Here is a 12,595-nt window from a genome sequence, read left to right as displayed (position 1 = left end):
GAAAAACGCGGGGTGGCAACCCCGGGAACGGGAAACGTTATAGAAATGCATTATAGGTGTAGTATAGTCGCACCGAATCTTTACGTCAAACGTCATCAACAAACTATAATAGGACTCCGGTAGGAGTCCCATTGTTTGTAGCCCGGGGTGCAACTCCGGGGACGAAAAACGCGGGGTGCAACCTCGTGGACGGAAACGTCGAGGCAACCCCGGGAATTAATATATCAAACATCCCCCGGAAAAATACGTCCGGTATATATCCGACATGCGTTGTTGCAATTGAAAACGGCAGAATCTAAATCCTGGGAGCTCTTAGCCTGAGTAGATAATTGCCTTGAAGAAGTATTGGAAGGTCTTAAAATAATCAGAGCCTGATGAAGATCAGGCTCTTTCTTTTCCCTCAAAATAACCATTAAAGACACGACTATTTATGTGTATAAATAGCGTGACCGGTAATGCAGTTTACTATAAATATTAAATATTAAAAAGATGTTAACTAATCAATAACAGATGTGGAAATGTGTAATTTGCAACTATATTGAAAAACAATTATTTAATAATTATCAGATTTTATGAATATGTAAAATGCGTCCTATTTTAAAAATATTTTTTGCCCCATAAACTTATCAAGCGGGTGGATATTTATCATACCTTAAAAACATATTTCATGTGTGAAAAGCTTACTTTCATTACTTGAATTAGTTAACCATATTTAGTTGTCATGTTTGTAGCCTTTCTTAAACGTGCGCCATTTCTGCGCCTGATTTTATCCTTATCCGCCGGTATATCAGTACAGTTATATATGCCGTTTAATCCGCTGATAGTTTTTACTGCAGCGGGTTTGCTGGGAGTGACCTTATTTGTCTTCCAAAAACTGCCTTTTCGTTTCCGCTTTCAGTACGATTGGCTGCGTGGTATCGTACTGCAACTGCTGATTGTTTGCAGTGGAAGTTTGCTGGTATATCAGTCAGATATCCGCCGGAGCAGCAGTTATTTTGATACCCTGCTAAGACCCACAGACCTGCTGATAGCAACAGTAGGGGAGCCTATCCAGCAGAAAGCACGGTCGTATAAAACAGTTGTTAACGTGCGTCATATCATACGTGATAATAGGAGCATACGGGCAAGTGGCAGATTGTTAGTATACCTAAGTAAAGACAGCGCGGCTGGAACTTTGCAGGAGGGCGACCGCTTACTGATACCCTCGCAGACGACACCCGTGCAGCACAGCGGTAATCCCGGGGCATTTGACTACCGCCGCTATTGTTCAAATCAGCAGATATACAGGCAGGCATTCCTGCGATCAGGTGGGTGGAGACGGCTGCCGGGAAAAGAGGAAAATCCTATCCTGCAAGTGATATTCCAATGCCGGCAATATTGCCTGCATACACTACAACAATATATAGGCGGCCGGGAAGCCGGTCTGGCTGCCGCTTTACTAATCGGCTACCGTTATGACCTGGACAGGGAAATGGTACAGGATTACACCAACACTGGTATTGTGCATATCATCGCTATTTCTGGAATGCACCTGGCGCTGATTTACGGCGGGCTACTATGGATACTATGCTGGTGGCCTAAACATCGCTTTTCAGAAGGGCTCAAAGGATGCCTTATCATCCTGTTGTTATGGGCGTTTACTTTATTGACAGGTGGTGCAGCATCCGTACTACGTGCAACCGTGATGTTTACTTTCATTACTGTTGGAAAGTTTATGCTGGACCGCTATACAAACATATATAACACGCTGGCTGCGTCGGCTTTTCTGTTGCTGTGTTATGAACCACGATTGCTCATGGATGTGGGGTTTCAGCTATCTTATCTGGCAGTATTAAGTATCGTGATCTGCTACCGGCATACCTATTATTTGTTCCAGAGCAGTCGTAGATGGCTGGATAAGTTGTGGGATATGACAGCGCTGACATTAGCCGCACAGGTACTGACTTTGCCGGTCTGTCTCTATTACTTCCATCAGTTTCCCGTTTTCTTTCTTCCTGCAAATATGCTGACCGTGCCTTTGTCGACCATTGTACTCTATGGTGAGATCCTGTTGCTGATAGTAGGCGGCGTGCCTGTGCTGGCAAATGGTACCGGGTATGCCTTGCAGATACTGATGCAATGGATGAACCGCGTGGTTAGCCGGATAGGGCATTTACCCGGCGCTTTGATCACAGATATCAATATGCATCCCCTCGGCATGATCTGCCTGTATAGCTGTATAGCCGGCCTGCTCATCTGGTGGCTGCATCAATGGCGACAGGGACTGCTGGTGGCGCTGACAGGTCTTGCTCTTTGGAGTATATCCCTGATGTTATCGCACATAAATGAACAGTATCAGCATAAAATGGTTGTTTATAATATCCCGGGACATACATGTGTGGAGGTTATTCAGAAACACCAGGTAGCTACTGCGGGCGACAGAGATGTGATGAGAAGTGATTCATTATACAATCGCTATTTACGACCCGCACATGTGCTGTATGGGATAAAGCAGCAATTGAATATCGACAGTGGCATTAGCGGTCCTGCATTTGCCGGCTTACAGATCCTCTCGCTGGGGCAAAAACGGCTGGTGATCGTAGACAGTGCTCTTCCCCGGATCATGCCGCAGAAAAAGTTCCGGACAGATTATCTTTTACTATCACATAATCCACAGGTGGATATCAGACAATTGGAGCAGATGTTTGACGTAGGCTGCTATATTTTTGATGCTTCCAGCAGGCTGCGGAACATTCAACAGTGGAAAAGTGATTGTTACATGCTAACTTTGCGCTTCTTTTCGGTTCCGGATCAGGGAGCCTATGTTGTAAATTTCTAATGATTTCCATACATGCAAAAGCAAATTAAATCAGCATTGATCTCCGTTTTCTATAAAGATAACCTGGAGAACATTGTAAAAAAGTTAGGTGAACAGGGAGTAACTATTTATTCAACTGGCGGCACCCAGAAATTCATTGAAGACCTGGGAGTGAAGTGTGTAGCAGTGGAAGAGTTGACAGCGTATCCATCTATTCTGGGCGGACGTGTAAAGACCCTGCATCCTAAAATATTCGGAGGCATTCTGGCTCGTCGTGAGAATCCACAGGACCTTGAGCAACTGCAACAGTATGCTATTCCTGAGCTGGACCTGGTGATTGTAGACCTGTATCCGTTTGAGGAAACAGTGAAGAGCACCAAAGAAGAACAAACAATTATCGAAAAAATAGACATCGGCGGTGTATCCCTGATCAGGGCGGCAGGCAAGAACTACAAAGATGTAGTGATCGTTGCTTCCAAAGATCAGTATGCTGACCTTGAGAAAGTGCTGACCGACAATGGTGGCGCTACCAGCATAGAAGAACGCAGGTCATTTGCGGCAAAGGCATTTGAAGTATGCGCTAACTACGACGTAGCTATTTCACAGTACTTCCTGAACAATGAGCCTGCTGCATACTTCCAGGTATCTGCTCCGCAGGGTCAGGTAATGCGTTACGGAGAAAATCCTCATCAAAGAGGAGTATTCTACGGTAACCTGTCTGAGATCTTCAACAAACTGCACGGTAAGGAACTGTCTTACAACAACCTCGTGGATGTTGATGCTGCCTGCCAGCTGATCCAGGAATTTACAGAAACCACTTTTGCTGTGATCAAACATACCAACGTATGTGGTATCGCCAGTCGCCCTACCTTGAAGGCTGCATGGGATGCTGCACTGGCCGGCGATAAGGAGAGCGCATTCGGTGGTGTATTGGTAACCAATGTAGTAATTGATAAAGCTACTGCTGAATCCATCAGCGAGATCTTCTTCGAAATACTGATCGCGCCGGGCTTTGATGCTGATGCGCTGACTGTACTGCAGGCGAAAAAGAACCGTATCCTGTTGCAGCAACTGCAACCGGTGAAGGCACCTTACGTATACAAAAATGTCCTGAACGGCGTACTGCTGCAGGAAAATGATAAGGGCAATTTCCAGGAATGGAACGAAGTAGGTGCAAGACCATCTACTCCTGCTGAAAAGGCAGATCTTGAATTTGCTAACCTGGTATGTAAACATCTGAAATCCAACGCTATTGCTTTGGTGAAAGATAAACAGCTCATTGGCAAAGGTTGTGGTCAGACTTCCCGTATTGACTCTTTACGTCATGCCATCGCTAAGGCCGCCCAGTTCAGCTTTGATCTGAAAGGCGCTGCTATGGCTTCCGACGCGTTCTTCCCATTTGATGACTGTGTGCGTATTGCTCATGAGGAAGGTATCACATCTGTGATCCAGCCAGGTGGTTCTGTAAGGGATAATGATTCAATAGAATTCTGTAAGCAGAACGGTATGGTAATGGTGACGACTGGTACCCGTCACTTCAGACACTAGGCCTTTCCGGCTATAAAGCATATTAAAAAGCACTGGCAACACGCCAGTGCTTTTTTGCTAAAAATTCTTTACTATTGTTCATCTAAGCTATGGCATTTTTACACCAGAATATCATGAAGGATGCGGATGATGCAGTATTGATACAGGAGTTCAAACGCTCCGGTCAGCTGGATTATCTGGCGGCGTTATACCAACGCTACATGAACCTGGTATATGGTGTATGTCTGCGTTACTTTGATGAAGAGGCAAGTAAAGATGCTGTGATGCAGATCTTCGAGGAGCTGATCGTCAAATTGCATCAGCATGAGGTTCAGAACTTTAAGAGCTGGCTGCATGTACTCACCAGGAATCATTGTCTCATGAAATTGCGTTCCATGAAAAACAGGGAGGGAAGGGAAATTTCCCTCGAAGGACTCCCCGTTATGGAAAACGACTCTTTTGCACATCATGAGAACGGAGTAAACATAGAAATGCATCTGCAGGGTATGGAAAAATGCCTGGAAACTTTGCCTGAGGAGCAAAAGCGCAGTGTTGACCTGTTTTACCTCAAGGAAAAAAGCTATCGTGAAGTAGCGGATATTACAGGATATGATATGAAGAAAGTGAAGAGCTATATTCAGAACGGTAAGCGAAACCTGAAAATTTGTATGGAACAACAAGATGCCTGACGCGCACAATCATATGAACCATCACGTGGATCCGGAGCTGATCCGCCGATATCTGGCAGGAGAGCTGGATAACAAGGCGATGCATGCCCTGGAGAAACAGGCCCTGGACGATCCGTTCCTGGCTGACGCGTTGGAGGGTTTTGCTGAACGCAAACCTGACCAGAGAGTTCATCTGGCTGATCTTAACAGGCGTCTTGAAAGAAGAGTGCAGGGTAAGGAAGAAAAGAAAGGAGGAGTATTTGTGCTCAATTACCGCTTGCTGGCCGCTGCAGGAGTGCTGTTGGTAATTGGTACCGGCTTACTCTGGTTTATACAGAACAGAGATGCAAAAGACGGTTTTGTAGCTTCTCAGCGTGCGATGGTTTCTGATAGTTCTATTACAGATACATTACAGTATTATAACCGGGAAGAGCCGGTAGCATGGGGAAAACCTACCCCCGAGAAGCCGCTTGCCATATCAATCCCGTCGGATACCGCTTTGCTGGCCGCCAAGGATATGAGAACAGGTAACGCACTTGCGGCTGAACAAACCATGGCTGATATAATGAAAAGGGAAGACTCTATCAGGCCGCCATTGGCAGCAGCGCCTTCTCTTACCGATAGCCTTGATGGAAGGATGGCGGGAGTAGCCATGGCTCCTGCATATAAAGCAACAGCTGAAGAAATGGCTGGCAGAAATCCGGTTGCCGCAGCCCCTGCTCCCGCAGCGCCGGCAATGACAACCCGCCTGATCCAGGGAAAGGTAAAAGCCTCAGATAATGAAGGAATGCCGGGCGTCACTGTTAGAGTTGAGGGCACTGATAAAGGCGCGCTGACAGATAATGAAGGAAACTTTTCTATCCGCGTAGCTGATACTACAAAAGATGTAAAACTGCTGGTAGCTGCTGTTGGCTTCAATTCAAAGAAGCTTGACGTAAGCCGGTCGGATAATAACCTTGATATCATACTGAAAGAACAGGAAAATGCACTGGCAGATGTGGTTGTAAGCGGTTACGGTGTCAGAAAAAAAGGCGTTTACAGGAATCAGCAAGAGAACGTCTATCAGCTTCCAACACCTGTAAATGGTTATGAGCAGTACAGGGAATACCTGGCTAAAAATGTACATTATCCGGCATCAGCAGCTGCTGCAAATATAACAGGAAGGGTAAGAGTGTCCGTCCGCGTTATGCCTGATGGCACACTGGAAGACATCAAAATAACAAGAAGATTACAGCCGGACTGCGATGCAGAAGCATTGAGGCTTGTAAAGGAAGGCCCGGAATGGAAACCCGCTTCCGATGGAAGAGCTACCCGCGTGCAGATAGATGTGCACTTTGCCCCTAGATAATTATTTGCTTTCCTTCATCGCCCTGATCAATCGCTTTGTCCTTCTGTCTTCCCGGGCGTTCTGTAATGATATACATGCCCAGATAGCTGCAGGTATCCAGCCGATCAGCGTGATTTGTAATAGCAGGCATAGCAACCCTGTAAGTATTCTTCCTCTGAGAATAAAAGAAAGCCAGGGTAACAGTATAGCGATAAGTGTCATATTAAAAAGATACTATTTTTTTCTCTCTTTCCATAGCTGGTTGAATGATTTTGGCGCAAAGACAGGTAGTTCCCTGTTATCTCCCCATGCCTTGGCAAAGAACTTCTTCATGAAAAGATTCTTGGTGTTGCCGCCCACCAGGTTCATCATCCTGCGGCTCAGACTTGCCTGTTTCCAGCCAAACCAGGACATTTTTTCGCCGCCTGAGGTATAGTTCTCCTCAACAGCTTTATGGCGATTATGGAGCAGTAATTCGTGAATATTGATCCTTACAGGACATACCTCTGTACAGTTACCGCAAAGAGAAGAGGCATAGCTGAGGTGCATAAAGTTGTCCATTCCCTGCAAATGGGGGGTGATAACAGAGCCAATGGGGCCGCTGTAAGTAGTGCCATAGCTATGGCCGCCTATATTTTTGTAAACAGGGCAGGCATTCAGGCAGGAGCCACAGCGGATGCAATAGAGACTTTCCCGGGCTTCCGTGTCTTCCAGTATGTTGGTACGGCCGTTATCCATCAGGATCACATACATCTCTTCCGGACCGTCAATCTCATTTTCCTGGCGGGGGCCACTGAAGATGGAATTATATACCGTTACCTGCTGACCAGTGCCATAGGTGGCCAGTAGTGGCCAGAACAACGCCAGATCATTGATGGAAGGCAGCATCTTTTCAATGCCTACGAGTACGATATGTGTCTTAGGAAATGCTGTGCTGAGTCGTGCGTTACCTTCATTCTCCGTCACTGCTACACCGCCAATATCTGCAATGATAAAGTTGGCGCCTGTAATACCTATCTCCGCTTCCAGGTATCGCTGCCGCAGCTTTTCACGGGCTACCATGGTCAGTTCCTGGGGAGTGAGGTTGGGTGGAGTGCCCAGTTTGTCGGCAAACAGCCTGGCTACATCCTCCTTGCTTTTATGCATGGCCGGTGTAACGATATGATAGGGCGGCTCATTATCCAGCTGCTGGATATATTCGCCCAGATCCGTTTCTACGCATGCGATGTTATGTTCTGCCAGGAAGTGGTTCAGGTGTACTTCTTCCGTAGCCATAGACTTGCTCTTCACAATACTTTTGCACTGTTTGGCCTCACAGATAGCCAGGATCTCGTCCAGTACCTGTTGAGCATTCTCTGCCCAGATCACTTTGCCGCCGCGGCGGGTGAAGTGGGTCTCAAATTCTTCCAGGTGTTTATCCAGATTCTCCAGTGCTCTCCACTTGATGTTCTTCGCTCTTTCACGCGCAGTATTCAGATCGGCAAACTGTTGTTTCCCGGCCTTGACAGCCGTATTGTACTTACCAATGTTATAATTGATCGTCTGGCGATGACTGAGGTTTGTCGCTTTCTTCTCACTATTTTCAAGAAAAGTGGAGGCATTCTGATGCATAAGTTGTCGGATTGCTGATTCGGAATTACAAAACCCATACCGGTTTACTGGAGCCCGGTATGATTAAACAACAATTAGTAGTGGTAAAGATAGGGAAATGAAGGCATAGCATCAGCAGGGACTGTCATTCCGCCTTATACTGTTTTGTGGCGATCTTGTCCAGCACCTGGTAGAATTCCTCTCCGTACTTCCGGATCAGTGCATCACGCAGGAAGCGGTATACCGGCACACGCAGGCTTCTACCGTTCTTACAGGCGGGTTTGCACACATCCCAGCGGTCGTAGTTCAATGCCTCAAAAGACTCGTATTTCTTTACCCTGATAGGGTAGAGGTGGCAGGAGATGGGCTTCTTGTAGTCAATTACACCATCGTTAAATGCCTTTTCAATGCCGCAGCCCACAATACCGTGGGAGTCGATAGTGGCGTAGGCGCAGATGCCTTTATTTACAATAGGCGTAACGTAACCATATTCATCGTCTATGGTATTTGTGCCTGTTTGCTCTATTTCAGCGATGCCATCGGGACGCAGGTAAGACTTGATCTTCGGATATATCTTCTTCAGGATCTTTACTTCCTCCTTATCCAGCGGCGCCCCGCAATCACCTGCAACGCAACAGGCGCCTTTACAGGCTCCGAGGTTGCAGACGAACTTTTCCTCAATTAATTCGTCGCTGATGTACTTGTCGTCAATGATGATCATATAAAAACCATGGCCGGCAGCCGGATGTGTTGGCATGAGCATCCCTGGCCGGTACTCCTTTAAAGGCGCAAAGGTACAAAAATTGTAAATGGCCTACCTCCACTTCAATGTTTCCACCATGTGCCACATGTCCTGCTGCAGGAACTGCTGTACCGGAGCAAGGGAGTCAGCATTGGGGGTGGCATCAAAGTAAAGGGCGCCCCTGAGGAAGTGTTTGGTGGAGTCGGTAGCGTAGAATTGCTTGGCAGAGGCAGCATTACCGCCTACGTCGTAGAACTGGCCCGTTACGTGGAAAGGGGTGTTGATAGCCTTTTCTTCGATATATTCAGCCTTATAGGTGTGTTTATAGGTCATTTTGAAGGCGTCGTTCACCAGCTGCTGGAAATCGTTCTTTCCGCCTTTGCCAATCTCTTTATAGCTCATATAGATCTTGCCATTCAGGGATGGAAACTCCACATTGATCCAGTAGGGATTTTCGGTTTTCTCGCCGAAAAAGAGACTGTCTTTCACGACAGAGGCATAGACAGGATACTCGAAGGTGTATGGATAGCCGGGAACGTCAAACAGGCGGTATTCCCGCTTAGGAAAGTTGATCTGGAAGTAGCCGCGCGGCTTGGGTGTATAGTTTTGCTGACAGGCGGAAAAGGCCAGCAGCAACAGCAGACAAAGAGTATTCCCGGTTAATTTCATAGTAGCTTCTTGTAATTAAAAGTCCTGCACTAGTTCTCGTCTTCCACATTCTGCCTGATCGTCACCTGTACCTTCTGGATACGCATCTTGCTTACTTCCAGTACGGTGAAATCGTAGTCGTCGTGGGATATTACGCTGTTCTCCTCAGGGAATTTACCTGCCAGTTCCAGGATCAGGCCTCCGATAGAGTCGCTTTCGCCCTTTACTACCTCGAAGGTATCCGGAGCGATATTCATAATACGGCAGACGTCATTGAGCATGGTCTTGCCTTCAAATACGTAGGTATAGTTGTCTACTTTACTGTAGTTGAATTCTTCTTCGTCAAATTCGTCTTTGATATCGCCGATCACCTCTTCCACGATATCCTCCAGGGTAACAATACCGGAGGTACCCCCGAATTCGTCCACGACAACCGCAAAATGCATACGCCGGGTCTGGAATTCAGACAGCAGGTCTTCGATCAGTTTATGGCCATGTACAAAGAAAGGCTGCCGCATAACGGTATGCCAGTCAAAGTTTTTGCCTTTATCGAGGTGGGGCAGGAGGTCTTTGGTATGGATTACACCCACGATGTTATCGAGGTTGCCTTTGTATACCGGAAGACGGGAATAATGGAGGTCAGCCACCCTTTTTACGACAATGTCAAAGGGATCTTCATACTCAATACCTGATACATCCAGGCGGGTATGCATGATCTGTTTAACGGTGATATTGCCAAATTTGAGGATGCCTTTCAGAATATTCTTTTCTTCCTGGGAAGCGGTAGGATCTACGCTCATTTCAATGGCCTCGTCTATCTCCTGGTAGTTCACCGCGCCGCTGCCTCTGTGAAAGAAGCGGGCTTCTATGCTTTCGCTGAGGCTTACATAGAAATCGCTTACCGGTTCCAGGGTAGCATGTACAATGCTAACAAACCAGGCAAAGTAGGTAGCGAAACGGATATTGTTCTGGGCTGCCCATACGCGGGGAAGCACCTGGCCAAAGAAGAGCAGCACAAAAATGATAATGGCTATACGTACTACCAGAGACACTACAGGGAAGGTCTGAAGATCTTCCATCTGGGTGATGAGGTAGCTGGTAACCATAATAAACGCCAGGGATAGGAGGATGCCAGCTATCTGGAGGGAGGCCAGCAGGGAGCGGGGCTTTTCCAGGAGTTTGGTAATCAGCTTACCACTGGTATTCTGTCTCGTTTTCAGGGCATTCAGATCTTTATAGTTCAGGGAAAAGAACGCCACTTCAGCACCGGAAACAATGAACGCCATGAGTAGGAGTATGAATATCACAAGCAGATAAATAACCACGTTCGGAGTGGCGATTGGCGCCGCTGCTTGCAACAGGGTAAGCTTACCAGATAGAATGCTTGCCGGATAGGTGTACAAATTGTTCAACTTTGAGTGATAAATATTAGAACTCCCTGCGTATAGCAAAGTAAGTTCCAAAAAAATGGGAAAGTAATTCAGGTCTTAAATTGAATCGCTTTCCCTATATGCAAATATAAGTAATGTCCCATAAAGGGATTATCAAGCAAAAAAGAATTAATATTTTTTATCGGATAGTTAAAAAGGAAGATCGTCCGCTGTATCGTTTAATTGGGGGGGGATTTCCATATTGGGGAAATTGTCACCAGTGTTACTACCTGTATTGCTATGATGTATGGCGTGTTCAGAGTTGTTCAGGTCCATACGTTTGTCCAGCATAACCAGATTATCGCCCACCACCTCAGTGGCAAATTTCTTATTACCCTCTTTGTCTTCCCAGCTGCGGGTACGGAGGCGTCCTTCTATATAAACGAGACTTCCTTTGTGCAGGTACTTTTGGGCCAGTTCAGCCAGTCCGCGCCATAATACTACCGTATGCCATTCTGTTTGGGATATTAGCTTGCCAGCCCGGTCTTTGAATGTTTCTGTCGTTGCCAGAGAGAATTTGGCTACAGCAATATTACCTTCTAAGAACTGTACGTCTGGATCTCTACCCAAGTTGCCAATCAGGATTACTTTATTAACACCTCTCATTGTTGCAGGTTTTAATCTATTGATTTTAAACTATTGAAAATATACGCTTCTTTTAAATGAACAACCTTTCTAAAGTTAATGTTTTTTTCAAATCGACAGTGAAAAATTTAACGTATAGTTTAGCTCAAATACCTTGCCGCAGCAAGTTGGGCGCTGTTGGTAAACAGTCAGTTTTCGTATCAGAATAGGGTAAGTTCCCTGTTACTGAGGAAGTCAGTGATGGTTTTTGGAAAGGCGTAATGATCCAGTTGATTCCGTGGAATGGCCATGTAGCCGGGCATTTCAGGCCTTTTGTTGACTGATAGCATGAGGAATTGGCTATGGATTGTCTGGTGTGTAAGCTGCTGTTTAAATGTCCCGGAAACCGCATCCATGTTGTAACGTATATCTTTCATAACGTCTTTAAAAGCAGCTGAAGACTGTAACGCTGTTACGTCTTCCGGACCGGGAGTTTCTATGAGAATGAACTCGTGAAGGTTCTGCCAGATATCGTTTTCTATGCGTTTGCGAATGTAAACCTGGTCTTTATACTGTAACACAATGTAATAGAAGAAACGCTTTTTAATAACCAGCTTCTTTGTCTTAACAGGCAGTAATCCGGTAAGTCCCAGCTGGAAGGCTTTGCATTTGCCGGCCAGGGGACAGGTACTGCAGGCAGGTTGCTGAGGCTTACATACTACAGCACCAAAGTCCATAATGGACTGGTTATACGAAGCCGACTGTCCGTGAGGCAGTAACTCCTGAGCCAGTTCGGCGAATTGTTTTTTACCTGCGGTACTGTCTATTGGTGTATCTATATCAAAGAAGCGGGACAGTACACGGAATACGTTACCGTCCAGAACAGCATGGGGCAGATTATACGCAAAGGAAGCAATGGCCGCAGCCGTATAAGGGCCAATACCTTTGAGCGATTGTATGCTTTCATATGTATTGGGAAAGTGACCGTGGTACGCCGATACGATCTGTCTGGCAGCAGCCAGCATATTTTTACAGCGGGCATAGTAACCGAGTCCCTGCCACAGGCGGAATACCGCTTCTTCCGGCGCGGCCGCCAGTTCCTGTACTGTCGGGTAGTTCAGTATGAACCGCTCATAATAAGCCCATCCCTGTTCTACACGCGTTTGTTGGAGAATAATTTCAGACAGCCATATCCGGTAGGGGTCTTTCTCACCTTTCCATGGCATAGAGCGGGTGTTCTCATGTTTGTTCCACTCCAGCAAGGTGTTCGTAAAAAACTGCTTCATTTCTGCAAATATAAAG

General features: G+C 46.3%; 11 protein-coding genes. 4 read left to right on the top strand and 7 right to left on the bottom strand.

The window, feature by feature from the left end; genetic code table 11:
• Window positions 1-721: 721 nt before the first annotated feature.
• The 4 genes from BLR32_RS20220 to BLR32_RS34635 all read left to right on the top strand — a co-directional run bounded on the left by BLR32_RS20220 (window position 722) and on the right by BLR32_RS34635 (window position 6,340).
• Window positions 722-2,818, top strand: a complete 2,097-nt coding sequence (locus BLR32_RS20220) for a ComEC/Rec2 family competence protein (RefSeq protein WP_089834649.1) — start codon at window positions 722-724, stop codon at window positions 2,816-2,818.
• A gap of 12 nt (window positions 2,819-2,830) precedes the next feature.
• On the top strand, window positions 2,831-4,345 hold the full coding sequence (purH, locus tag BLR32_RS20215; protein ID WP_089834648.1) for a bifunctional phosphoribosylaminoimidazolecarboxamide formyltransferase/IMP cyclohydrolase: 1,515 nt from the start codon (window positions 2,831-2,833) through the stop codon (window positions 4,343-4,345).
• A gap of 89 nt (window positions 4,346-4,434) precedes the next feature.
• Window positions 4,435-5,013, top strand: coding sequence for an RNA polymerase sigma factor (locus tag BLR32_RS20210; RefSeq protein ID WP_089834647.1), 579 nt, complete (start codon window positions 4,435-4,437; stop codon window positions 5,011-5,013).
• Between the two features lie 532 nt (window positions 5,014-5,545).
• Window positions 5,546-6,340: an energy transducer TonB gene (locus BLR32_RS34635; RefSeq protein ID WP_394331202.1), complete on the top strand. Its 795-nt coding sequence runs from the start codon at window positions 5,546-5,548 to the stop codon at window positions 6,338-6,340.
• Here the strand turns inward: BLR32_RS34635 and BLR32_RS20200 are convergent, their stop codons facing one another.
• The 7 genes from BLR32_RS20200 to mutY form a co-directional block, all read right to left on the bottom strand.
• Window positions 6,341-6,541 carry a YqaE/Pmp3 family membrane protein gene (locus BLR32_RS20200; RefSeq protein WP_089834645.1) on the bottom strand — a complete coding sequence of 67 codons (201 nt, stop codon included), beginning with the start codon at window positions 6,539-6,541 and terminating at the stop codon, window positions 6,341-6,343.
• A gap of 12 nt (window positions 6,542-6,553) precedes the next feature.
• On the bottom strand, window positions 6,554-7,930 hold the full coding sequence (locus BLR32_RS20195) for a LutB/LldF family L-lactate oxidation iron-sulfur protein (RefSeq protein ID WP_089834644.1): 1,377 nt from the start codon (window positions 7,928-7,930) through the stop codon (window positions 6,554-6,556).
• A gap of 124 nt (window positions 7,931-8,054) precedes the next feature.
• On the bottom strand, window positions 8,055-8,666 hold the full coding sequence (locus BLR32_RS20190; protein ID WP_245705473.1) for a DUF3109 family protein: 612 nt from the start codon (window positions 8,664-8,666) through the stop codon (window positions 8,055-8,057).
• A gap of 57 nt (window positions 8,667-8,723) precedes the next feature.
• The gene (gldD, locus tag BLR32_RS20185; RefSeq protein WP_089834643.1) at window positions 8,724-9,320 is read right to left on the bottom strand and encodes a gliding motility lipoprotein GldD; all 597 of its coding nucleotides are present in this window, start codon (window positions 9,318-9,320) and stop codon (window positions 8,724-8,726) included.
• A 29-nt stretch (window positions 9,321-9,349) separates the two neighbouring features.
• On the bottom strand, window positions 9,350-10,711 hold the full coding sequence (gldE, locus tag BLR32_RS20180) for a gliding motility-associated protein GldE (RefSeq protein ID WP_143011529.1): 1,362 nt from the start codon (window positions 10,709-10,711) through the stop codon (window positions 9,350-9,352).
• 168 nt (window positions 10,712-10,879) lie between these two features.
• Window positions 10,880-11,335: a single-stranded DNA-binding protein gene (locus BLR32_RS20175; RefSeq protein WP_089834641.1), complete on the bottom strand. Its 456-nt coding sequence runs from the start codon at window positions 11,333-11,335 to the stop codon at window positions 10,880-10,882.
• A gap of 179 nt (window positions 11,336-11,514) precedes the next feature.
• Window positions 11,515-12,579, bottom strand: a complete 1,065-nt coding sequence (mutY, locus tag BLR32_RS20170; RefSeq protein WP_089834640.1) for an A/G-specific adenine glycosylase — start codon at window positions 12,577-12,579, stop codon at window positions 11,515-11,517.
• Window positions 12,580-12,595: the final 16 nt, after the last annotated feature.

This window comes from Chitinophaga filiformis, from assembly GCF_900102545.1.
GTDB lineage: Bacteria > Bacteroidota > Bacteroidia > Chitinophagales > Chitinophagaceae > Chitinophaga > Chitinophaga filiformis.
The sequence above is the reverse complement of the archived record's forward strand: the minus strand, read 5'-3'. Positions and strand labels throughout refer to the sequence as shown.

What these genes read in the sequence shown, in the direction of transcription:
- BLR32_RS20195 (WP_089834644.1), bottom strand. Translation starts at nt 7,930, where the DNA reads ATGCATCAGAATGCCTCCACTTTTCTTGAAAATAGTGAGAAGAAAGCG.
- BLR32_RS20175 (WP_089834641.1), bottom strand. Translation starts at nt 11,335, where the DNA reads ATGAGAGGTGTTAATAAAGTAATCCTGATTGGCAACTTGGGTAGAGAT.
- BLR32_RS20200 (WP_089834645.1), bottom strand. Translation starts at nt 6,541, where the DNA reads ATGACACTTATCGCTATACTGTTACCCTGGCTTTCTTTTATTCTCAGA.
- gldD (WP_089834643.1), bottom strand. Translation starts at nt 9,320, where the DNA reads ATGAAATTAACCGGGAATACTCTTTGTCTGCTGTTGCTGCTGGCCTTT.
- BLR32_RS20190 (WP_245705473.1), bottom strand. Translation starts at nt 8,666, where the DNA reads ATGCCAACACATCCGGCTGCCGGCCATGGTTTTTATATGATCATCATT.
- BLR32_RS20220 (WP_089834649.1), top strand. Translation starts at nt 722, where the DNA reads ATGTTTGTAGCCTTTCTTAAACGTGCGCCATTTCTGCGCCTGATTTTA.
- mutY (WP_089834640.1), bottom strand. Translation starts at nt 12,579, where the DNA reads ATGAAGCAGTTTTTTACGAACACCTTGCTGGAGTGGAACAAACATGAG.
- purH (WP_089834648.1), top strand. Translation starts at nt 2,831, where the DNA reads ATGCAAAAGCAAATTAAATCAGCATTGATCTCCGTTTTCTATAAAGAT.
- BLR32_RS34635 (WP_394331202.1), top strand. Translation starts at nt 5,546, where the DNA reads ATGGCTGATATAATGAAAAGGGAAGACTCTATCAGGCCGCCATTGGCA.
- BLR32_RS20210 (WP_089834647.1), top strand. Translation starts at nt 4,435, where the DNA reads ATGGCATTTTTACACCAGAATATCATGAAGGATGCGGATGATGCAGTA.